The organism is Microcystis sp. M53602_WE12 (genome assembly GCF_030065455.1).
GTDB classification, from domain to species: Bacteria; Cyanobacteriota; Cyanobacteriia; order Cyanobacteriales; family Microcystaceae; genus Microcystis; species Microcystis aeruginosa.
Map to the genome: position 1 here is coordinate 17,601 of NZ_JASJFB010000026.1, position 20,334 is coordinate 37,934.

At 42.0% G+C, this 20,334-nt stretch carries 19 protein-coding genes and 1 pseudogene; 13 read left to right on the forward strand and 7 right to left on the reverse strand.

From position 1 onward, the window contains the following. Nucleotides 1–16 precede the first annotated feature (16 nt). Nucleotides 17–648: pseudogene (locus PX482_RS00905) on the forward strand (NADPH-dependent FMN reductase). Here the strand turns inward: PX482_RS00905 and folB are convergent. Both folB and PX482_RS00915 read right to left on the reverse strand, forming a co-directional pair. Next, nucleotides 635–991 carry a dihydroneopterin aldolase gene (gene folB / locus PX482_RS00910; RefSeq protein ID WP_002759795.1) on the reverse strand — a complete coding sequence of 119 codons (357 nt, stop codon included), beginning with the start codon at nt 989–991 and terminating at the stop codon, nt 635–637. The pseudogene PX482_RS00905 and the gene folB overlap by 14 nt on opposite strands. A 239-nt stretch (nt 992–1,230) precedes the next feature. Further along, nucleotides 1,231–2,214 (reverse strand): glycosyltransferase family 2 protein, encoded by a 984-nt coding sequence (locus PX482_RS00915; protein ID WP_002759797.1) that lies wholly within the window; start codon nt 2,212–2,214, stop codon nt 1,231–1,233. 404 nt (nt 2,215–2,618) lie between these two features. Between PX482_RS00915 and PX482_RS00920 the strand changes: the two genes are divergently transcribed. From PX482_RS00920 to PX482_RS00955, 8 genes are all read left to right on the forward strand, one after another. Then, nucleotides 2,619–3,539, forward strand: coding sequence for a glycosyltransferase family 2 protein (locus PX482_RS00920; protein WP_043999111.1), 921 nt, complete (start codon nt 2,619–2,621; stop codon nt 3,537–3,539). Nucleotides 3,540–3,553: 14 nt separating this feature from the next. Next, nucleotides 3,554–4,513, forward strand: coding sequence for a GDP-mannose 4,6-dehydratase (locus PX482_RS00925; protein ID WP_002759805.1), 960 nt, complete (start codon nt 3,554–3,556; stop codon nt 4,511–4,513). Between the two features lie 2 nt (nt 4,514–4,515). Beyond that, nucleotides 4,516–5,733 carry a glycosyltransferase family 4 protein gene (locus PX482_RS00930; RefSeq protein ID WP_002759807.1) on the forward strand — a complete coding sequence of 406 codons (1,218 nt, stop codon included), beginning with the start codon at nt 4,516–4,518 and terminating at the stop codon, nt 5,731–5,733. A 30-nt stretch (nt 5,734–5,763) separates the two neighbouring features. Beyond that, nucleotides 5,764–6,747, forward strand: a complete 984-nt coding sequence (locus PX482_RS00935; protein ID WP_002759808.1) for a glycosyltransferase family 2 protein — start codon at nt 5,764–5,766, stop codon at nt 6,745–6,747. A gap of 27 nt (nt 6,748–6,774) precedes the next feature. Next, a complete protein-coding gene (locus PX482_RS00940; RefSeq protein WP_002759809.1) occupies nt 6,775–7,329 on the forward strand; it encodes a phycobiliprotein lyase in 555 nt (184 codons plus the stop codon). Between the two features lie 85 nt (nt 7,330–7,414). Then, complete coding sequence (locus PX482_RS00945; RefSeq protein WP_052275484.1) at nt 7,415–7,807, forward strand: MerR family transcriptional regulator; 393 nt, start codon at nt 7,415–7,417, stop codon at nt 7,805–7,807. Nucleotides 7,808–7,812: 5 nt separating this feature from the next. Continuing rightward, on the forward strand, nt 7,813–9,033 hold the full coding sequence (locus PX482_RS00950; protein ID WP_190719413.1) for a hypothetical protein: 1,221 nt from the start codon (nt 7,813–7,815) through the stop codon (nt 9,031–9,033). Then, on the forward strand, nt 9,030–9,812 hold the full coding sequence (locus PX482_RS00955; RefSeq protein ID WP_288094540.1) for a transporter: 783 nt from the start codon (nt 9,030–9,032) through the stop codon (nt 9,810–9,812). Before PX482_RS00950 ends, PX482_RS00955 begins: the two co-directional genes overlap by 4 nt. 229 nt (nt 9,813–10,041) lie before the next feature. On the opposite strand, the gene PX482_RS00960 is transcribed toward PX482_RS00955, so the two are convergent. Together PX482_RS00960 and PX482_RS00965 are read right to left on the reverse strand one after the other, a co-directional pair. Beyond that, entirely contained in the window at nt 10,042–11,457 is a 1,416-nt protein-coding gene (locus tag PX482_RS00960; protein ID WP_288121961.1) for a mechanosensitive ion channel domain-containing protein, read from the reverse strand. A 9-nt stretch (nt 11,458–11,466) separates the two neighbouring features. Next, nucleotides 11,467–12,117, reverse strand: coding sequence for a nitroreductase family protein (locus tag PX482_RS00965; protein ID WP_002759814.1), 651 nt, complete (start codon nt 12,115–12,117; stop codon nt 11,467–11,469). A 459-nt stretch (nt 12,118–12,576) separates the two neighbouring features. On the opposite strand from PX482_RS00965, the gene PX482_RS00970 reads away from it, so the two are divergent. Then, nucleotides 12,577–14,001 carry a PP2C family protein-serine/threonine phosphatase gene (locus tag PX482_RS00970; protein ID WP_002759815.1) on the forward strand — a complete coding sequence of 475 codons (1,425 nt, stop codon included), beginning with the start codon at nt 12,577–12,579 and terminating at the stop codon, nt 13,999–14,001. A gap of 28 nt (nt 14,002–14,029) precedes the next feature. Here the strand turns inward: PX482_RS00970 and PX482_RS00975 are convergent, their stop codons facing one another. Further along, nucleotides 14,030–15,271 carry an AmpG family muropeptide MFS transporter gene (locus PX482_RS00975; protein WP_223213006.1) on the reverse strand — a complete coding sequence of 414 codons (1,242 nt, stop codon included), beginning with the start codon at nt 15,269–15,271 and terminating at the stop codon, nt 14,030–14,032. A 306-nt stretch (nt 15,272–15,577) separates the two neighbouring features. Between PX482_RS00975 and PX482_RS00980 the strand changes: the two genes are divergently transcribed. Then, nucleotides 15,578–16,198, forward strand: a complete 621-nt coding sequence (locus PX482_RS00980) for a GNAT family N-acetyltransferase (protein ID WP_002759819.1) — start codon at nt 15,578–15,580, stop codon at nt 16,196–16,198. A gap of 317 nt (nt 16,199–16,515) precedes the next feature. Further along, nucleotides 16,516–17,928 carry an LCP family protein gene (locus tag PX482_RS00985; protein WP_288027007.1) on the forward strand — a complete coding sequence of 471 codons (1,413 nt, stop codon included), beginning with the start codon at nt 16,516–16,518 and terminating at the stop codon, nt 17,926–17,928. A gap of 94 nt (nt 17,929–18,022) precedes the next feature. Here PX482_RS00985 and PX482_RS00990 read toward each other — a convergent pair whose 3' ends face one another. Together PX482_RS00990 and PX482_RS00995 are read right to left on the reverse strand one after the other, a co-directional pair. Beyond that, a complete protein-coding gene (locus tag PX482_RS00990) occupies nt 18,023–18,709 on the reverse strand; it encodes a Uma2 family endonuclease (RefSeq protein ID WP_288027005.1) in 687 nt (228 codons plus the stop codon). Nucleotides 18,710–18,741: 32 nt separating this feature from the next. Beyond that, nucleotides 18,742–19,434 carry a Uma2 family endonuclease gene (locus tag PX482_RS00995; RefSeq protein ID WP_002759825.1) on the reverse strand — a complete coding sequence of 231 codons (693 nt, stop codon included), beginning with the start codon at nt 19,432–19,434 and terminating at the stop codon, nt 18,742–18,744. A gap of 155 nt (nt 19,435–19,589) precedes the next feature. Between PX482_RS00995 and PX482_RS01000 the strand changes: the two genes are divergently transcribed. Then, nucleotides 19,590–20,231 carry a Uma2 family endonuclease gene (locus PX482_RS01000; RefSeq protein WP_002759827.1) on the forward strand — a complete coding sequence of 214 codons (642 nt, stop codon included), beginning with the start codon at nt 19,590–19,592 and terminating at the stop codon, nt 20,229–20,231. The last annotated feature ends 103 nt before the right edge of the window (nt 20,232–20,334 follow it).

The window sequence follows — 20,334 nt, forward strand, 5'->3', positions numbered from 1 at the left end:
AGTTTGTATAAGTTCTATGATCAAAATTGTTGGTATTAATGGCAGTTTACGCCCAGGATCCTATAGTGCGATGGCGTTAGAAGTTGCTAAGCTAAACGGCTTTTACTTCGGATCACCGATATAGACTCCAAAAGGGTTATAGCTGTTGGATCATGCAGGTTAAGCGCCGTTTAGCTTATCAGTCGAGTACAGGCGTTAGGAGTAGAAACGGAGATAATTGACCTGAGAAAACTCTCTTTACCCTTCTGTAACGGGGGAGATGACTATTCTGACTATCCCGATGTGGCCAAAATGCAGCAAACGGTTAAATCGGCAGCGGGATTAATTTTGGCGACACCGGAGTATCATGGCAGTGTCAGTGGTGTGATGAAGAATGCCCTAGATTTAATGAGTTTTGAGGAGTTATCGGGAAAGGTTGCTGGATTAATCAGTGTTTTAGGCGGCCAATCCAATAGTAACGCCCTAAATGACTTAAGAATCATTCTCCGTTGGGTTCATGCTTGGGTAATTCCCGAACAAATTAGCTTAGGACAAGCGTGGAAAGTCTTCAACGAAGACGGAAAAATCCTTGACGAGAAGCTTTCCCAACGTTTTGACGCTTTTGCGCGAAGTTTAGTCGATAATACCCGTAAACTCAACGGGATCTAGTAATATCGATGGTGATTTTACCGGTGAAATGGGGAATTGGGGCGGCAGGTTTCGATAATTGTACTCTTACCTGTCGCACTCGATCGAGTTCTAGGATATCCTCAGCGATAACCGTGGCCAATTTTTCCACTAGGGCAAATTTGCCGGTTTCAATCTGGTGTTTGACAATTTTGATCGCCTGTCGATAATCTAGAGTATCTTCAATCGCGTCACTTTTGCCAGCAATGCTGATATCAACTTCTAGGGATAAATCCACCTCAAACCATTGACCTAAAACCTGTTCTTCGGCCAGATATCCTGTGTAACCGTAGGCCCGAATTCCTGTAACGTGAATAGTATCCATAGATAGTTAAATTAAAAAACTGGCGGCTTTTCCCACAAAGATGAAGTGTAACCTAATTTGGTATCGACGACCCACTCCCCAAAAGGAAAACTTCCTATCTTGTCACCATTAAGATAACTGCTAAGTAAGTGGTTCTAATTAAATAGAAGATAGATTTTGCCTTCGATACCCCCTTAATCCCCCCTTGATAAGGGGGGTGTCTGACAATTTTTAACACCTACCTACTTATAAGTTATCGTTTACACGGCTCTCACCTGTTCGGCGTAATCTTTGGGACGTAGTTGACGGAAACCTTGAAAAGCCAATTGTCTCAAGTTTAGAGGTAAATAGGAAAGCAGTAAACCCAGTCTGGCCCGTCGGGATTTTCCTGACAATTTCGAGGCTTTTTCTATTAAAACTCGCCCGGCTTCGGTTTCTCCCTTTTCAATTAATTTTATCCCCAAACATTCCTGTAAAAAAGCCGTCCTTTTCACTCTTTCTTCTTCTAATTTTACATCATTAAAGTGATAACCTTCTGTACAAAACAAGTTTGCTTGCAAAAAGTGAACCGCTTGTTTTAAGCTAGTTTGCCCCCCATGGAAACGATATTCCATTAATAATTCTGGCAGAAAATAAGCTTGTTTTCCCGCTAAAGCTAAACGCACTAATAAATCAAAATCTTCACAACCATCCGCCTGAGGGCGCATATAATCCACATCGGCTAAAGATTGATAACGAAAAAGAGTCGAACCCACCTGTAAACTTTTACAGGAAAAAGTTTGTCTTTCTAAATCAGGAATAATCCCTTGTTGTAATCTATCTTTGCCCCATTTCGCTGAATTTTTTTTTGTTGCTGATGCAACTCTTTGTCCAAATCTATCAATAATCCAGTGATCTGTACAGACAAAATCAACGTTTTTTTCTTGATCTAAAATAGGGACAGTTTTCGCTAAAAATTCAGGAGTTAGTCCATCGTCATCATCGAATTTAATAAAATATTCTCCCCGAGCAGCCGTAAAACCCGATCGCATATTTAAACTTCTACCAAGATTTTGGGGATGACGCAGATAAATTATTCTCGAATCCTGAAATGCTGCCACCACTTCTGGGGTATGATCAGAAGAACCATCATCACAAACAATTAACTCAAAATCTTCATAAGTCTGCCGCAAGACACTATTAATCGAATAGCTGAGATAATCGGCGCGGTTATAGGTGGGAATACAAACAGTTACTTTCGGCATAATATTTTCAGTAATCAGTAATCAGTAATCAGTAATCAGCTTCTGAAGGCAAGAGGCAACAGGCAAAAGGCACAAGACAGTATCTGGCAATTCTCCTACCTAAAAAGAAGGTTATAAACTAAGTACATCAAAGCTTTTAGCTTAACAAATTAGGTTTTAGATTGGTCGAGTGGAGAGTGTTATAGCAGTTATCTTCATGGTGAGATAGGAAGTTTTCCTTTTGGGGAGTCGGTCGTCAATACCAAATTAGGTTATACTTCATCTTTACGAGAAACGCTATAAGTAAAAAGCAATCTCGGAGTCTCGGAGTCTCCTGTCTCCTGTCTCCAGGTTAAAAAAGTATTTTTACATTTTTGCAAAGGAATGTTAAGTTTTAGGGTATTGAATGAGTAACCTTGATAGCCATGGCTCCTAAAATAGCAGGGATTATCTGTACCCACAACCGCGATCACTACCTAGAAGGAGCGATCGATAGTCTTTTAGGGCAAACCTGCCCAGATTGTGAGATTTTAGTGGTTGATAACGCATCTACCGATAAAACCCGTCAAGTGGCCCAGTCGCGTCTGGGAGATGGGCGGCTAAAATACGTTTACGAACCTATTTTAGGGCTATCTACCGCCAGAAATCGCGGGGCGAAGGAAACTAGAGCGCCGATTTTAGCCTATTTGGATGACGATGCGATCGCTAGTCCTCAATGGTTGCAAATTCTGTTAAATGCCTACGAAAATAACGACAAACTGGCAGTAGCGGGGGGAAAAGTCACCTTAATTTGGCCGCAAGGCTACAGTCAACCCAATTGGTTATCCGATGAGTTAGCAGCGGGTTTAGGGGCTTTCGATTTGGGCGACAATGTGGTATACATCAGCCAAGCGGATTTAACTCCGCGAGGGGTTAATTACTCAATCCGGCGAGATTTCTGGGAGAAGATTGGCGGTTTTGACCCTAATTTGGGAAGAATTGGTAAAAAACTTCTTTCTAACGAGGAATTATACACTACAGAACTAGCACTCGCCCAGGGATGGCAAGTAGGCTATTTTCCCGCAGCATTGGTGGAACACAATGTTGCCCCGGAAAGAATCAATCGTCAATGGTTTATGCGTCGTAGTTGGTGGCAAGGCATCAGCGAACACTACCGGGAAGAAGTGGCAGGAAGAACGGGATTGGCTCAATTTAGGCGAGGAGGTGAGCGTTTGGTGAGAGGATTGGTTAAATCTGTCAAATTTATCAATGATCCCGCTAAAAGGTTTGAGAATCTTCTCTATGCCTACGGACAAATCGGTTATTTAAGCGAGGCCGCCAAGGCGATGTTAACCCCTCAAAAGTAAATTATTGTAAATAAATGGGTAAAAAAGCGTTAATTTGTGGTATATCGGGCCAGGATGGAGCCTACCTAGCCGAATTACTGTTAAAAGCTGGCTATACAGTTTGTGGCACCTCCCGGGATGCCCAAATGTCCTCTTTTAGTAACCTGAAACGTTTGGGAATCAAGGAACAGGTAAAACTAGAATCGATGGCACTGAACGACTTTCGCAGTGTCCTACAAGTCTTAATTAAAATTCAGCCCGATGAGGTCTATAATTTGGCTGGACAAAGTTCTGTGGGTTTATCCTTCGAGCAGCCGGTGGAAACCTTAGAAAGTATTGCCACGGGAACCTTAAATCTCTTAGAAGCAATTCGATTTACCGGAGCAAAAATTAAATTATATAATGCAGGATCGAGTGAATGTTTCGGGGATATCGGCGATAATTCTGCCGACGAAAATACCCCTTTTCGTCCTCGCAGTCCCTACGCTGTGGCCAAATCGGCGGCTTTTTGGGAAGTGGCTAATTATCGAGAAGCCTACGGAATTTTTGCCTGTTCAGGCATACTTTTCAATCATGAATCTCCCCTGCGTCCCGAGCGCTTTGTTACCCAAAAAATTATCGCTGCCGTGGCTAAAATTGCCCGGGGAAGTATCGAGACTTTACACTTAGGAAATATGGATATTCAAAGGGATTGGGGTTGGGCACCGGAGTACGTTGAAGCGATGTATTTAATGCTGCAACAGGAGCAACCCGATGATTACGTCATTGCCACGGGAGAAAGTTCAAAACTGGAGGATTTTGTCGCCACAGCTTTTGCTACTGTGGGCTTAAATTGGCCAGATCATGTAATTTCCGATCAAAGTTTATTAAGACCAACAGATTTAGCCATTAGTCGCGGCAATCCCAACAAAGCTAAGGAAAAATTAGGTTGGCAAGCACGATACAAAATGACCGATATTGTCCGCATGATGGTAGAAAATCGTTTAGAGGAATAGCTATGAATATCTTAATGATTAGTTCCGCCTTCCCCTATCCACCAACCAGAGGGGGAACTCAGGGCAGAACTTTTAATTTACTCAAGTATCTCAGCAAAAATCATGATATTACTCTCATCGTTCAGCGTACTGCTGATGTCAGCGATGAGGAGGTAGAAAAGTTAGGTAACTTTGTTAGTGAATTGGTAGTTTTTCCCCGTCCTCGAGATGCCAAAACTGGAATAATTGCTAAACTGCAAAGATTAGCTCAATTCCTGCAAACGGGAACCCCTCCCAATGTACTTTTTGGCTATTCTCAAGAGATGCAGAACTGGATAGATAGGGCAGTTAATAGTCAAAAATTCTCAGTAATTACCAGTGAACATAGTGTTAATGAAATTTATATTCGTCCCCAATGGCAACAGCAAATTAGGACAGTAATTGATGTGCATAGTTCCCTCTATCAAACCTGCAAAAGTCAATTAGAAATTGGGGTTTCTAGTCAAGAATTACGGGATCGTCTCTACCTTCCTCTCATGGGTCGCTACGAACAAAAAACTGTGCAGAAATTCTCAAAAATTGTCGTCACTACCGATGATGATCAAAAACAAATGGAAGAATTTGCCCCCAATGGAGAGATTTATTTAATTCCTAATGCAGTCGATTTAGATTTATTTCCCTATCGTCCCGAGGAGCCTGCTGGACATAATTTAGTTTTTATCGGTGGGTTAGATTATTGGGTTAATATCGATGCGGCCTGTTTTTTAGCTAGGGAAATTTTACCTCGTATTCAAATTACTTATCCCGAGACTACTTTAACTCTAGTCGGTGCTAATCCATCCCTAGAAGTGCAAGAATTAACTAAGTTAAAAGGAGTAATTGTGACGGGACGAGTACCATCAATGACTACCTATCTTCATCAGGCAACTGTGGCAGTTATTCCCCTAAGAACAGGTTTTGGAATGAAGTTTAAAACCCTAGAATCTATGGCTGCGGGGGTGCCAGTGGTAGCCAGCGATCGAGGTTTAGAAGGATTAACAGTTGAAGGAAATAATGTTCCTTTAGCAGCCTTAAGGGCTAATAGTATTGAGGAATATTGTACGGCGGTTAGTAGTCTTTTTGAATCGGCAGAGTTGCGAGAAAAATTATCTAGAAATGCTCGCAAATTAATCGAAGATAATTATACTTGGCAGCAAGCGGCAGCTAAGTACGAACAAGTTTTGATTGCTGACATTTGTTAGAAAATTTCTCTAATTTTTTTGTAAATTAATATGCTATCAAATCAAATACCCGTGAAAATATCTGTTGTTGTTCCTCTTTATAACGAAGAAGAAAACATCGATGCTCTCTTTAGGCGACTTTTAGCGGTTTTAGAGGCACTAAATACCAGTTATGAGATCGTTTGCGTCAATGATGGTAGTCGTGACAATACTCTCAAAAATCTCCTGGAATATCATCAACGTTACCCACAAATTAAAGTGGTTAATTTATCCCGGAATTTTGGTAAAGATATTGCCATGTCAGCAGGAATTGATTACAGTCAAGGAATGGCAGTCATTCCTATTGATGCTGATTTACAAGATCCCCCCGAATTAATTGCCGAAATGATCGAAAAATGGCAGCAGGGTTATGATGTGGTTTATGCGTCCCGTCGGGTTAGAATTGGCGAAAGTTGGTTGAAACGTTTCACCGCAGAAGGTTTCTATCAAGTCATTAATAAATTAAGTCGGGTTCCTATTCCCCCTAATACGGGAGATTTTCGCTTGATTGATCGCCGAGTGGTAGAATCAATTAAAAAGATGCCCGAACGTCAAAGATTTATGAAAGGAATATTTGCTTGGGTGGGATATAAACAGACATCAATTTTATTCGATCGAGAACCCCGGTATCAAGGACAAACTAAATGGAATTACTGGAAATTATGGAATTTTGCCATCGATGGTATTACCTCTTTTAGTTTTTTACCTCTGAAAGTCTGGACCTATGTAGGATTTATCATTGCACTTGTTAGTCTTGTTTATGCTAGTTTTTTAATTCTTAGGACTATCATTTTAGGAATCGATGTACCCGGGTACGCTTCTCTGATGGTTGCTATCTTATTTTTAGGAGGAATTCAATTACTGACTCTTGGTATTATTGGCGAATATATTGGCAGGGTTTATGAGGAAGTAAAGGGCCGACCACTTTATCTGGTTCGAGATTGTTATGGTTTTGAAAATCGGGAACAAGTTACTGATAAAATAACTCAAAATTAAAATACTGACAAGAGGAGAATGAAGTCTATGAATACCGAAGTTTTTCAGCAATTTTTTGCCTATTGTGTCGGTAGTTGGCAAACGGAAAGAACCTATCATTATCTAGCCGATCAAGAAGTGGAACGTTCCCGTACTGAATTCCTCATTCAACCCCTGACTAGGGAGATTAAACAGAAAGTTCTGACAGATAATAACTATCCTGATATTGCGGATTTAGAAAGTATCCCCGGGTTTAATTTAGGTTTCTATACCATCTCGGAAAAAGGGGAAGAAGTGCGACAAAATCTTAATCTTTTATTTGTGGTTAAAGCAGAAAATAACGGTTATTTAGAAGGGGATTATCTTCGTGATCGCGCCTACGAAGAAGCAAGACCAATTATCTCCGCTTTTCGCTTTGATTCCACTACCAGAGAGTTATTAATGACCACCAATTATACTCGCAGTGTTTCCGTGGATTCAATTACTTTAATCAATCCAGACCTGCGAATTCGCAAAATTATTAACTATCAACGTCCCAAGGAGGGGGAACCCTTGGAAAAAGTTCTCTTGGTCGGTTTTGGAGTTGAGTGTAAAGTCAGTTAAAAAAATATTTCTTTCCCCCCCCTTGATTCTCCAGTCAGGGGGAGATTTTATAATAGGGTAACGATAGGATTAAGGAGCAAAAATAATGCTCAAAATCGGTCAACTTTCCCTAGAAAGTGGTGTTTCAATTAAAACGATTCGTTATTACGAGGAATTAGGACTAATTCAGTCCCCTGAGAGGACAGAGGGACAATTTCGCCTATTTACTCCCGATACTGTCCATCGCTTGCTGTTTGTCAAAAGATTACAATCTTTGGGTTTAAGTCTGCAAGAGATCCGCGAATGTTTAGTAATTCATGACCATGGTGAGTTACCCTGTGGAGATATTCAAGAAAAATTAATTAAACATATTGCTGAGATCGATCAACAAGTGGAACAATTGCTTTTATTGCGTCAACAATTAACCGAAACCCTGCAAGGATGGACGGATACACCAGTAAAAGACGATCAATTTATTTGCCCTAATCTCAAGGTTTAACTATCATGAAAAAGTTAATTTTATTGGTAACTGTAGCAATGATTTCTACTCCTGTCATTGCTCAACATTTACATCTTGATTCACCTCAAACTCAGACTTTACAAGCAATTCCTGATAATATACCAGCTTGGATGTATAACAAGCAACGTAATCATATTTATCCCCAAAGAGGGGTTTATAACAATGCCATTTATAATGTCAGAGATTTAGCTTTAGACTTGAATGCGATCGCTGTTGGTCATGCCTTTGCCTACGAAGATATCGTAACAGGAAAAGCGAAAGATTTAGAAACTAAGACATACCAAAAAATTAATTGGGTTTTAAAAAATCCGCCTAAATTTATGCCCGATGAGGGTAATATTTCCCCAACTTTTGGCAGAAAATACGGTGTTTTAGAACAGGTTTTCGAGTGGGCGCATATTTTCCATGCTCAAACCGTTGATGTTTTAGCCAGCAGCAAATTAACCAACAAGGAAAAAGAGGCGGAAATTGAAAAATTATATCAATTTTACTTGACAAAAGTTCCCTATGCGATTACGGGATTACCCATGAATATGGGTTATCTGGATTCCCAGCCTTATTCTAAAGCCTTTCGCCAGAAATATCCGAAAGTTAATGGCTTATTTTGGGGCTACCATTGGTTACAAGGAACAATGTATGACTTGCTCTATGAGAAGACGCTAGAAGAACAAAAACAAGCTTATAAACAGGTAGGAAAACAATACCATAGTCAGGAATTGTATCGCACCGATCGAGCTTTTATGCCGATGTTTGCCGAACTTAGTCCCAAGTTTGCCCGACGTTTTCCCGCAATATCTAACACCTTCGATAACCTCCATATGTTGCACGATATGGTTAATGATATTCTGGCATCAGATTGGCTAACTCCCCAACAAAAAGACGAACAAATTACCCGCGCTATTTGGTTAGTAATGGCTGCTAATCATCAAGGAATGGCAGCGGGAAAAAATTATGGTGGTGAAGGACTACATGATCATCGTTTTGAGTCAGGAATTCCGGGTATGGGATTAATGCCAACAGATATTTCTCACGAAGGTCATAATCACGATAATCATGATAATTCTGAGAAAAAACCTGATGATTCTCAAGTAGATGAGGGAGGAGATCACCAACACCATAACCACGAAAATTACTCTCCAGAAAACCCTCCTAATACGGAGAAAAAACCTGACGACAGCAATGATCAAGAGGAACTGAAAAAATGAGAAGATTTTTATTAATTGCTGTGGGTTTAGTTGCCAGTTTTACTAATCCAGTTTTTGCCAACGATCATAACAATCTTGATTCCGGTCGTCCCCTTTCTTTTGATGATGCTGAAAGTCTTGGTTTTGGGGAACAATCGATAGAATTTGGAGGAAGTCTAGTCTTTCCTGAAAATAGTAATCTTGGGGGTGAGTTTGATCTTGAATACCTCAACGGTATTATTCGCAATGGTCATATTATTATCGGCATCGATCCGCAGGTGGGAGGTCGAGTTAATAGTGATGATACGGATTTTGATGTGGGAAATTTATCTGTAGGTTTTTTCTATAATTTCAATCGTGAATACGATAATGTTCCCGCTTTTGCCATTCGTACCGATTTAGGATTACCGACGGGAAATAATGCTAGGGGATTAGATTTTCGTCTGCGGGGAATTGCCAGTAAAACTGTTGGTCAATTCCATCGCGTGCATCTTAATCTCGATTTAAACATAAACACTGACCCCGATGACGGCGATCAATCTTTTTTACCGGCAGCAATTCTCGGTTACTCGCGACCAATTGGTTATCCGAAACGTTTTGATCGCACTTTTTTAGCAGAATTGGGCGTAATTACCAGCGATAATAGTAATGGTGGGGTTTTAATTCGCACTGGTATGGGAATTGGTCAGCAAATTAATCGCCAAGGTGTGATCGATTGGGGTATCGAGGGATATATTGCCACTAATGGCAATGATCAAAGTCAATTAAAGTTAAAAATCGGTTATTCTTTCGGATTTTAGGATTTTTCCCTAGCCTGCTATTAAAAGCTAAAATAGATGAAGTATAACTTAAATTTTGGTTTGACTGGGAGTATGAGGGGGTTTGGAAGTCCACATCTTCTCATCCCTGAAAACAACAGGGATATCTGATCAGTTGTCCGCAGGTAGCGACTCCCTATTCTCAGCTTCGTACCTCATCATTAAGATAACTGCTAGAGAAAAAAGGCTGTAAATCTGTTGTCATTCCCTTTTAAGTCGCAAAAAAGCTCTTTAACCGTTGTCGCAGCCAAGAGACGGGATTTTTCAGGTCTTCCGAGTCTAAAAGCCCCATTTCTCGCAATTTCTGCTGACATTCGCGCAATTCCTCTTGACGTTGGGTGAGTGCCTGAGTGAATTCCTCCGCTAGAGCCGGATAAGTAGTGATAAGATGCTGAAACCCCTGACGATCGAGCAAAAATAACAAGGTTTCCCCCACTGCTTGCATAGTGGTGGGATAGGGAACCTCTAATATTAACGGTAATTCCCCAAAATATTGACCTTTATTAAAAGTAAAAATTTTACGACTGATTTTATCGTTTTCATAAAAAGCATCCATTTGTCCCTGCAAAACAATACAGAAATAATTAGTTCTTTCTCCCTGTCTAATTAAAATATCCCCGTCCTGGAGATGTTTACGACAACCCATTTCAATTAATACACGCAATTGCAGATCGTTAAAATGTTTAAAGTAACTCACCTCCAATAACATTTCTTTTAACGATAGCGGTTTTGAAGGTTTAACTATCTCCTGATCCTGTTCCTTAACTGCCTCAAAACTGTCGGTATTATGCAACCATAACTCTCGCTGGGGAAAAGGAATCGTTATGCCCCGATGACGCAGATTATGCTCGATAATGAAGTGTAGGGAACTTCTCATAAAAACGGCCCGTTCGACTTTTTCCACCCATACCCACAACTCAAAATTTAAAGCACTATCACCAAAACCGTTAAAAATCACCTTGGGAAGCGGATTAAAGGCAATTTCTACCGACATATAGGCTGATTGCAGCAGAATTTCCGTCACTATCAAAGGATCTGTACCGTAGGCAACTCCCACTGGCACAATGACTCGAATGCGCGAGTCGGGATAATGCCAATTCTGGACGCGATTGCTAGTTAAGATTGTGTTAGGAACGATTAACTCTGCACCATCCACAGTGCGAATGGTGGTGGAACGAATCGATATTTCCTGGATATAACCCTTTGTTTGCTCAAATTCGATAAAATCGCCCACTTTTAACTTGCGTTCCACCAACAAAGTTAAACCACTGGTGAGATTTTTGGTTAACTCCTGCAAACCGAAACCGATACCCACCCCCAAACCACCGGCTAAAACAGCGATCGAAGCGAGATTGAATCCAGTCAATTGTAGGGCGATAATATAACCAAAAGCCCCAAAAGCGAAACTAGCCAGAGTTGCGATCGCTTCTCGATTACCTTCATCAAAACCGATACTTTTCAGCAGACGATTTTTTAGTAAACTTTTAAAAGCGATCGTCAGACAGGTGACAAGAATAAACAGTATAAGAGTACCAATAATCCAACCGAGAGTGATGGACACACCCCCAGCGCGCCAAAGGGGAGTGTTAAAAAAGGGCGTTAACCAAGCTGAGGGAGAGAAAGTCATCGCTAAAGTTTAGATTTGATAGGGATTACCCAAGCGATCCACAAAAACATTGTAATCTAAGGGTAAACGCCCCGGATTAAGCCGTGGTTCCGCCGCGTAACCGATGGGAACGACAACAGCGATCGCCAGATGGGGATGATCGGCAGCACCAATGACAGCTTTTACCTTGTCCTCGATCCAACCGTTGAGAAAACAACTAGATAAACCGAGACTTTCGGCAGCCAAAACCAGATGAGTAGCGGCGATCATGGCATCTTTAATCGCGTATTCCCGGGTTTTTTCGCCCAAATCCTGGTGAAATCCCGGGATTGCCTGTTGAAAATATTTTACCGTGCCTTCGTTCCAGGCACCTGTACTGAGAGCCTGTTCATAGATAGGAGTTAGATCTCCTCCTCCTGCGGCAGCATCGGCAGCGAAAACAAAAGTAACCGGCGCTTGGATAATTTGCTTTTGTCCCCAAGCGGCCTCGGCTAAAGCGGCCTTTTGTGCCTCATCTTGTACTAAAATAATTCGCCAATCTTGGATGTTGAAACTACTAGGTGCGGCAACGGTTAATTCTACTAGGGTTTTCAGCAGTTCTGGGGCGATCGGATCGGTGGTAAAATTTTTAATAGAACGACGTTGATTGATCGCCGTGGGAACATCGAGAGGCAAGGTCATAAAGTCAATGGATTGAGTTACATATTCCTAATTATTATAGGGTCAAGCTATCAGCCTCAGACTTCGGTGTGACAAAACAGAAATGGGGTGCATCTCACATTTGCAGAAATACCGACAATCAGCAATTATCAGTGACTTAAATGATGACAAATGTATCAGCAGCTGTCTGTAAGCATCCCACCGAAAAACTAATGCGCTCCAGCTTTTGGGGGGTAGAACCCACCAAAAGCTGGGATTGAGTGATAAAATCGCAAGTAATGCCCAATTTTAAAAGAGAGTTTCCCCTGAAAAATCCCAACTTAGTAGATTGACAAAAATGAGATGCACCCACAGAAATAGTAAAACATCAGGATTAAATTGTGGCGGTCAGGAAAAGATCAACTATACTGTTAGACTTAAACAGGTCATAACCCAATGACCATCTAGCTATAATCATGTCACCGCCACAAAGATCATTTTATGCTTTCTGAGCCGGAACCGAGCGACACCCTCACCACTGCCACAGTCAATATGGGCGATCAAAGTACCGATATCAAGCCAATTTTAGCCTTAAAAGAGTTGGTCGCTAGTTTATATCGCGAACAAAACAAAGTTCAAAATCTCTTAAGTTCCCTCGGTTTTGCCCTGCGGAGTTTCAATAATTTAAACCAATTCCTCGATCTTACCCCCTTGATGGCCGCACGAGTGGCAGACGCGGAGGGAGGGGCATTGATTTTGAGCAAAAATAACGGTCAAGTGGCGCTTGATCAACTCCATTGCCAAGATAATCAAATTAATGGGGAACTACGCCGACAATTAGAGGCAATTATCCGACAATTAAACCAAGAAGCGGCACTTGAGAATAAAAATAGTCGATCGCTTCTCGATAGTCTCGACCATAAAATCCGGCAAACTCTCGGACAGGGTACGCAGGTTTATAGTACACCTGTTTTGGTAAAAAATAGTGAGCGGGGGCGTTTATACGTTTTCAGTCGCGATCCCGATTATGGTTGGACACCCACCCGTCGTAAACTGTTGCAGCTAGTGGCCGATCAAACGGCGGTGGCTATAGCTAATAATGAATTAACGATCGAATTACGTTCTAAGGAACGTCAGGATCGAGAGTTAGAAATCGCTGCGGAAATCCAAAATCGTCTTTTACCCCGGCAATGTCCGAAAATTCAGGGGGTAGAATTAGCAGCCCACTGCAAAACGGCTAATCGCGTTGGTGGCGATTATTATGATTTTATCCCCTGCAACTACGATCAATTTAAACCGGCAAGGGAGGCGGAAAGGGAAGCCAGTGCCGCTCCTTGGAGTATAGTCATCGGTGATGTCATGGGAAAAGGTGTCCCAGCAGGATTATTGATGACCATGACCCGGGGAATGTTGCGAGCGGAAGTGTTAAATCGTCACTCCCCGGCCCAGATTTTGCGTCATCTCAATCGGGTTATGTATGCCGATCTCGATAATTCTCATCGTTTCGTGACATTATTTTATTCCGAGTATGATCCCCTGACGCGCCGTCTTGGCTACAGTAATGCTGCCCATTATCCCACCCTCTGGTGGCGAGCTAAACGGGGAGAGTTAGAGTCTCTCGACACGGAAGGGACATTAGTTGGTTTAGAGGCCGATTCTATCTATGACGATGCCCAAGTGCAATTAGAAGCGGGAGATACGCTGATCTATTACACCGATGGCTTTACCGATGCAGTTAACTCGAAAGGGGAAAGATTTGATCAGAAAAATTGGCTATCGGCAGTTAAAGAAGCCTGTCAAAAGTACACCGATCCCGAACAGATTCTAGAATATTTATTTGGGAAAGTTGCCGCTTTTACTGGGTTGGGAAATGACAGTAGCGACGATATGACTTTAGTAGTTATGCGAGTGAAATCGGAGGAATAAATCATCACTTCCTAGCTCATAAATTAGCTTAATCCTGCTCTTGCCAAGGAGCGAATAAAGGCAATAACGCTAACCCGGGTAAAGCGGCGATTACCGTGATTAAAAAGAACCACTGCCAACCGATCGCCTCAGCTAAAACTCCGGCGGGAGCCACCAAAATATCGCGACTAAAGGCCATTAAACTCGATAAAAGGGCGAACTGAGTAGCGGTAAAACGAGCATTACAAAGACTCATTAAAAAAGCCACAAAAGCGGCAGTTACTAAGCCACCGCAGAAGTTTTCAATATTAATAGCCAAGACCATAAAAGGATAATTTTGCCCTAAATTTGCTAAAATAAAATAGGCTAAATTACTAACAGCTTGCAACAGACCAAATATCCAGAGCGATCGATTAATTCCCCAACGACTTAACAGGGAACCACCTAATAAAACTCCCACCATAGTTGCTATCATGCCCATGCCCCCTTGGATCGCTCCGATATCGGTTTGACTGAAACCAGTTTTTAAGAGAAAAGGAGTCACCATATTATTAACTAAAGCATCCCCTAAACGATAGAGAACAATAAAGGCGAGAATGCCCATTCCTTGACCTAATCGATAGCGTTGAAAAAACTCTTGGAAAGGCAACCAAACTGCCTCTAAAAGAGTTTGAGGAGTATCATCTCTAGGGGGAGTAGCTGGGGCGAAAAAAGACCAAATAATCGTTAAAGCCATCAATCCAGCTAGGAAAAGATAGACGAGAGGCCAGGGAAAGTGATCGGCTAAAATTAAAGCGATCGAACCAGTTAAAATTAAAGCCAAACGATAACCTAAAACCCCGATCGCTACCCCAGCCCCCATCTCCCATTTTTCTAAAATATCTGTGCGATAGGCATCGTAGGCAATATCTTGGCTGGCACTAAAAAAAGCAATCAGTAAAGCATTAATTGCCAATAATTCTAAAGATCGTTGCGGTTGTTGAAAAGCCATGGCTGCAATCGCTAAAGTTAAACAAATTTGAGCGATTAAAATCCAACCGCGACGACGACCAAGCAGCGGGGGAACATAGCGATCGAGTAAGGGAGACCAAAGAAATTTGAGAGAGTAGGGGAGAGCGACTAAACTAAATAAACCGATCGATTTCAGATCAACTCCTTCGGTGGTCATCCAAGCTTGCAGGGTGCGACTGGTGAGCAACAAGGGCAATCCAGAAGCGAAACCTAAGAATAACAAAGCCGCCATTTTTTGACTGCGGAACACTTGCAAATAAGCGGAAATTTCTTTGATCATGGAGGGGATAGGAGGATAGATTAGATTAAAGAATATAGTTAATTGACCCAAAAAGAAAGAAATTAGTTCTGACCGGCATCGTCCCATCTTAACCATGGCCCGGCGATCAAAAAAAATTCCCGAAAAATAGCGGTCTTTCCCCCAACTGGGGCTATAGGCAGTAGAATGGATGAGATTTTGATTCAGTAGTCTTGAAAAATTGCGGTATTCTCCTTAAGATAGATGCTTGATTCTCCCAACTAGCTCCTACCCCTATTTACCTTTCCCAGATAAGGACTGCCATCCCCACCTTCCCTGCCGACTCCTGTGATTAAAGTGGACTCCTGTTTTATCTCATACCTATTGTCTAATCCCTCCGACTCGGAAGCGACCGGTGACAATGCCACCATTGCCGTCGAGGTGCGTTTGGCCCAAAGCCAAGATCTCAAAAGCTTGGCGGAAATTCTCACCGATAGTTTTTTCCCCACGGCCAATTATTGGTCTTTTCTGCGTCCTATCTTTAAATTAGGCATTTACGAGGACTTACGGGGACGATTGCGCGCCGATACCCCTTACTATCACTGTCTGGTAGTCAGTCACACCAGCGTCACCGTCACGGGTCCTCAGGAAATTATTGTTGCTACGGCGGAAATCGGCTTAAAATCCAGTTCTTTTTTAGCTGTTCCCATTCCTTATATCTCTAATTTAGCCGTTAGTCCCGATCGCCGGCGTGCCGGTCTGGCCCGGAGATTGCTGCTCAAGTGTGATCAGATCGCTAGAGAATGGGGTTTTGAGGAACTTTCCCTCCATGTTCTCGATAATAATCTAGCGGCCCAGTCACTGTACTTAAGTAGCGGTTATCGTCTGCAAAAAACCGACGGTTGGTTGATCAATTGGTTATTTAATCGACCACAAAAGTTATTTCTGCACAAAAAAATCAGCCAATGAGGAGATAGGAGACAGGATTCAGGAGTCAGGATTCAGGAGTCAGGAGCCGGTCGTCAGGAGATTATTTTTATTTATTCTCCCTTCTCCCCACACCCCACACCCCACACCCCACTTCCCCACCAGCAACCCCTAGTATAGATATTTCGACAAAATTGCGATGGAGAACAACGATAAGGAAAAATTCTGCTATATTATCTGCTAACTCTCTAAAAAACCCAATTAGTTTAATAATCTTTTCCGGGTATCTGAGAAAACAAATAGTTTATCTCTTTAAATATGGTTTTAGGGAGATATTTAGTGACCGTGTGAGGCAATTTGTGGTTAATAAGACAAAATCAAGACTTAAAAGCGGAAAATCAGGGAAATTAGCGGCTAAACCTGTTAAAAAGCGGCGATTATCCAGTACATGGTTCCTGACAGCCCTAGGCTTAACCGGCTGCGCCCTAGTTTCCGCTACGGCGGGTGCTATGTTGGCCGTGTCTCTCTCCTCCACACCCTTGCGACAAGCTGCTCTTAGTCCCGAAGAAGCCGCCGCTTTTAACAATCAGCAGGCCATATCCTATCAAAATCTGCAACTTCCCGCCCTCAACCGTCCCGTTAATATTCTGGTAGTTGGCGCGAAAGTGTTGACATCCGATGTCAAGGAGGCACAAACCCCAGATCTGGGTTATCATGCCCCGGTTAATTCCTTGGATGGTTTAACCGATACCATGCTGTTACTGCGTTTTGACCCCCAAAGACAGAAGTTAACCATGCTTTCCATCCCCCGGGATACCCGCACCGATATCGAGGGTTACGGGGAGAAAAAAATCAATGAAGCTAACGCCCTCGGTGGACCTGCTTTAACGGCGGAAACGGTTAGTCATCTTTTGGACGGAGTGGCTATCGATCGCTATATTCGCATTAATGTGCAGGGTGTGGAAAAATTAATTGATGCTTTGGGGGGGGTGACGGTATATGTTCCCAAAGACATGAAGTATCAAGATTTTAGTCAACACCTCTACATTGACCTGAAAAAAGGGGAACAACACCTCAACGGCGAGAAATTCCTCCAGTTTGCCCGTTTTCGTCACGATGCTAACGGCGATATCGGTCGTATCCAACGACAACAGCAATTAATGCGGTCTTTAGTGGAACAAACCCTAAAACCAGCAACTTTATTGAAAATTCCCGATATTATCGAGGTTATCCGCAATAATATCGATACTAATCTCAGTTTAGAGGAGTTACTCGCCCTAGCTGGCTTTGCCTCCAAAACTCAGCGCACTGATGTGCAAATGCTACTACTACCCGGAGACTTTAATGGTGATGGTCGGCAAGGGATCAGTTATTGGCTACCCAATCAAAGTAAAATTCAAGAGCTAGTGGCTCAACATTTTAACCACGGCTTTTTTATGGCTGACATTGAGGAAACCATGCGAACGACTCGCATAGCTGTGGAGGATAGCATCGATAATCCAGAAGCGGTGCAAACTCTAGTCAGCTATCTGCGCTCATTGGGTTATGAAAATGTTTTTGTCTCTAAGTCTTCATCGCCAATTCTAGAAACTACCAAAATTATTGCTCAAAAAGGAGATAATTCCCTGGCTGCTGCCCTGCATAATAGCCTTGGTGTCGGGGAAGTTTTGGTGGAAAGTACGGGGAATCTCGCTTCTGATGTGACGATTAAAATCGGTCAAGATTGGCAAGAAAAATCTGCTAATCTTTCTGGTCTATCCCTAGGCAACTAAGAAAAAAATTAAGTTTATCTGGGTTATTTATTAGCGTTGGGTTTCCTGCTTCAACCCAACCTACGTTCTCAGAAAAAAATCAAGTTTATCTGGGTTATTTATTAGCCAAAGTTTGACAAAAATCTTGGTGTTCTTGACTAACTATTCCTTGCTGTAACATTGCCAAAACTTCGGCTAAATTACCCGATAATAAAGCATTTTTATCCAGCCATAATCCAGGGAATACTTGGGAGCAAAAGATGTTATTTTGATTAGATTCTAGGGGCAAATATTCCCCATCAGTTAAGCGAAACCAATCCAATTGAACATCATAAACTCGCCAGATAATATACTCTTGCACTCCCTGGCGACGATAAACTTTGAGTTTTTCGTGTAAATCGTAGGAAGCAGTAGAAGCGGCAATTTCTACGATTAATTCCGGCGCGCCTTCTACATAATCATCTTCACTAATGCTTGATTGTCCACCGGTTTCTATTCTTAATAAAGCATCTGGTTGTGGTTGACTATCCCCATCCAGTCGCACAGTAGTATTATCCAGTGTTTCTACTCCCGGTGTCGCCACTTCGTAGGCAGTTAACCAACCGATAATATTAGCGTGGGGTTTACCGTGGTTTTTGGCTCTCACCGCGGCTGCCATATAAACAACTCCTGCGATTAATTCAGCTTTTTTTAGCTGTGTCATTGCTTGATAACGGCGCTCGAATTCGGGACGAGTTAATCTATCCCCATTTTCGAGAGGGGGAATAGATACAGGGGAAATTATCGAAGTAGATAAGCTCATAATGTTTACCGATAGTTGAAATTTTTCCCTCGCTAGATGGAATTAGCATTGAGCAAATTTTCTCGAAATATTTGATATTCTTGACTAGCTATTCCTTGCTTTAACACCTCTAAAACTTCGGCTAAATTACCCGATAATAAAGCATTTTTATCCAGCCATAATCCAGGGAAGACTTGGGAGCAAAATATCTTATCTTGATTTGATTCTAGGGGCAAATATTCCCCATCAGTTAAGCGAAACCAATCCAATTCTTGGTCATCTACTCGCCAGATAATATACTCTTGCACTCCATGGCGACGATAAACTTTGAGTTTTTCGTGTAAATCGTAGGAAGCGGTAGAAGCAGCAATTTCCACGATTAATTCCGGCGCGCCTTCCAGATAACCATCCTCGGTAATGCTTGATTGTCCACCGGTTTCTATTCTTAATAAAGCATCCGGTTGTGGTTCATTATCCCCATCCAGTCGCACAGTAGTATTATCTGCTAATTCTACCCCCGGTGTAACAGACCAATAGTATCCTAACCAAGTGATAATACGAGCGTGAGGATTGCCATGATTTTTGATGCGGACGGGGGATGCCATATAAACAACTCCTGCGATTAATTCAGCTTTTTTTAGCTGTGTCATTGCTTGATAACGGCGCTCGAATTCGGGACGGGTTAATCTATCGCCATTTTCGAGAGGGGGAATAATATGGGGGGAAACTGTGTTAGTCGATAGCATAATTTTTGGCTCATCAAGAAACTACTATCAAGGCTTAAGTTTTCTTACCAGACTCAGTTAATTTATCGATTAGGTTAAGCTGGGTATCGAGAGCATCGAAGATATCCTATACTTATTTTACAGCGTTTCTCATCATTTACCTGGAACCTTGCGCCATGTTTGCCTTAGTTTCACCAGATAAAATCGATCTACCAGCGGGATCCTTAGTGAGATTACCTGCCACTTGGCTAGATTATCAAACTTTGTCTCGGCAAAGGGGCGACAATTCTCGACCTAAAATCAAATATCACAATGGAGAAGTCTTGCTTATGTCTCCACTTCCCAAGCATGGGCGGGATGCCCATTTAATTGCTAATATTATCATCACCTTATTGGATTATCTGGGGCGTGAGTACGAGGCTTTTACTCCCGTAACCATGGAATTACCAGAAACAAGTGGTATTGAACCAGATTATAGTTTTTATATTGACCATTGGCCGGCTATAGCAGGGAAAGCCAGAATTGACTGGGTAAATGATCCTCCCCCCGATTTAGTATTAGAAATTGATGTCACCAGTTACTCGAATGTGGATGATTATCTGCCTTATCAAGTGCCTGAAATTTGGTTGTATCGTCAGAAAAATCTCTATATTTATTGGCTAGAGAATCAAGAGTATATCCCTCGCCATCAAAGTCAATATTTTCCTAACTTTAACCTACAAAATTTAGTTTCTTTCTGTGGAGAAATTGCCGACAATCGCAATAGTAGTATGGCAATTCGGCAACTAAAACAACATCTCGAAGATTTTTATAAGTAGGGAGGCACAATTATTTGTAGGATGGGTTAGCGGTAGCGTAACATGAGCGGGCGTTGGGTTTCACGCTTCAACCCAACCTACGTTCATCTTATATTTAATTACA

Excerpts from the sequence above, each read along its gene's own strand:
- PX482_RS00990 (WP_288027005.1), bottom strand. The coding sequence starts at position 18,709 with ATGAGCTTATCTACTTCGATAATTTCCCCTGTATCTATTCCCCCTCTC.
- PX482_RS00975 (WP_223213006.1), bottom strand. The coding sequence starts at position 15,271 with ATGATCAAAGAAATTTCCGCTTATTTGCAAGTGTTCCGCAGTCAAAAA.
- PX482_RS00965 (WP_002759814.1), bottom strand. The coding sequence starts at position 12,117 with ATGACCTTGCCTCTCGATGTTCCCACGGCGATCAATCAACGTCGTTCT.
- PX482_RS00935 (WP_002759808.1), top strand. The coding sequence starts at position 5,764 with ATGCTATCAAATCAAATACCCGTGAAAATATCTGTTGTTGTTCCTCTT.
- PX482_RS00920 (WP_043999111.1), top strand. The coding sequence starts at position 2,619 with ATGGCTCCTAAAATAGCAGGGATTATCTGTACCCACAACCGCGATCAC.
- PX482_RS00945 (WP_052275484.1), top strand. The coding sequence starts at position 7,415 with ATGCTCAAAATCGGTCAACTTTCCCTAGAAAGTGGTGTTTCAATTAAA.
- PX482_RS00915 (WP_002759797.1), bottom strand. The coding sequence starts at position 2,214 with ATGCCGAAAGTAACTGTTTGTATTCCCACCTATAACCGCGCCGATTAT.
- PX482_RS00960 (WP_288121961.1), bottom strand. The coding sequence starts at position 11,457 with ATGACTTTCTCTCCCTCAGCTTGGTTAACGCCCTTTTTTAACACTCCC.
- PX482_RS01000 (WP_002759827.1), top strand. The coding sequence starts at position 19,590 with ATGTTTGCCTTAGTTTCACCAGATAAAATCGATCTACCAGCGGGATCC.
- PX482_RS00995 (WP_002759825.1), bottom strand. The coding sequence starts at position 19,434 with ATGCTATCGACTAACACAGTTTCCCCCCATATTATTCCCCCTCTCGAA.
- PX482_RS00925 (WP_002759805.1), top strand. The coding sequence starts at position 3,554 with ATGGGTAAAAAAGCGTTAATTTGTGGTATATCGGGCCAGGATGGAGCC.
- PX482_RS00930 (WP_002759807.1), top strand. The coding sequence starts at position 4,516 with ATGAATATCTTAATGATTAGTTCCGCCTTCCCCTATCCACCAACCAGA.
- folB (WP_002759795.1), bottom strand. The coding sequence starts at position 991 with ATGGATACTATTCACGTTACAGGAATTCGGGCCTACGGTTACACAGGA.
- PX482_RS00950 (WP_190719413.1), top strand. The coding sequence starts at position 7,813 with ATGAAAAAGTTAATTTTATTGGTAACTGTAGCAATGATTTCTACTCCT.
- PX482_RS00970 (WP_002759815.1), top strand. The coding sequence starts at position 12,577 with ATGCTTTCTGAGCCGGAACCGAGCGACACCCTCACCACTGCCACAGTC.
- PX482_RS00940 (WP_002759809.1), top strand. The coding sequence starts at position 6,775 with ATGAATACCGAAGTTTTTCAGCAATTTTTTGCCTATTGTGTCGGTAGT.
- PX482_RS00955 (WP_288094540.1), top strand. The coding sequence starts at position 9,030 with ATGAGAAGATTTTTATTAATTGCTGTGGGTTTAGTTGCCAGTTTTACT.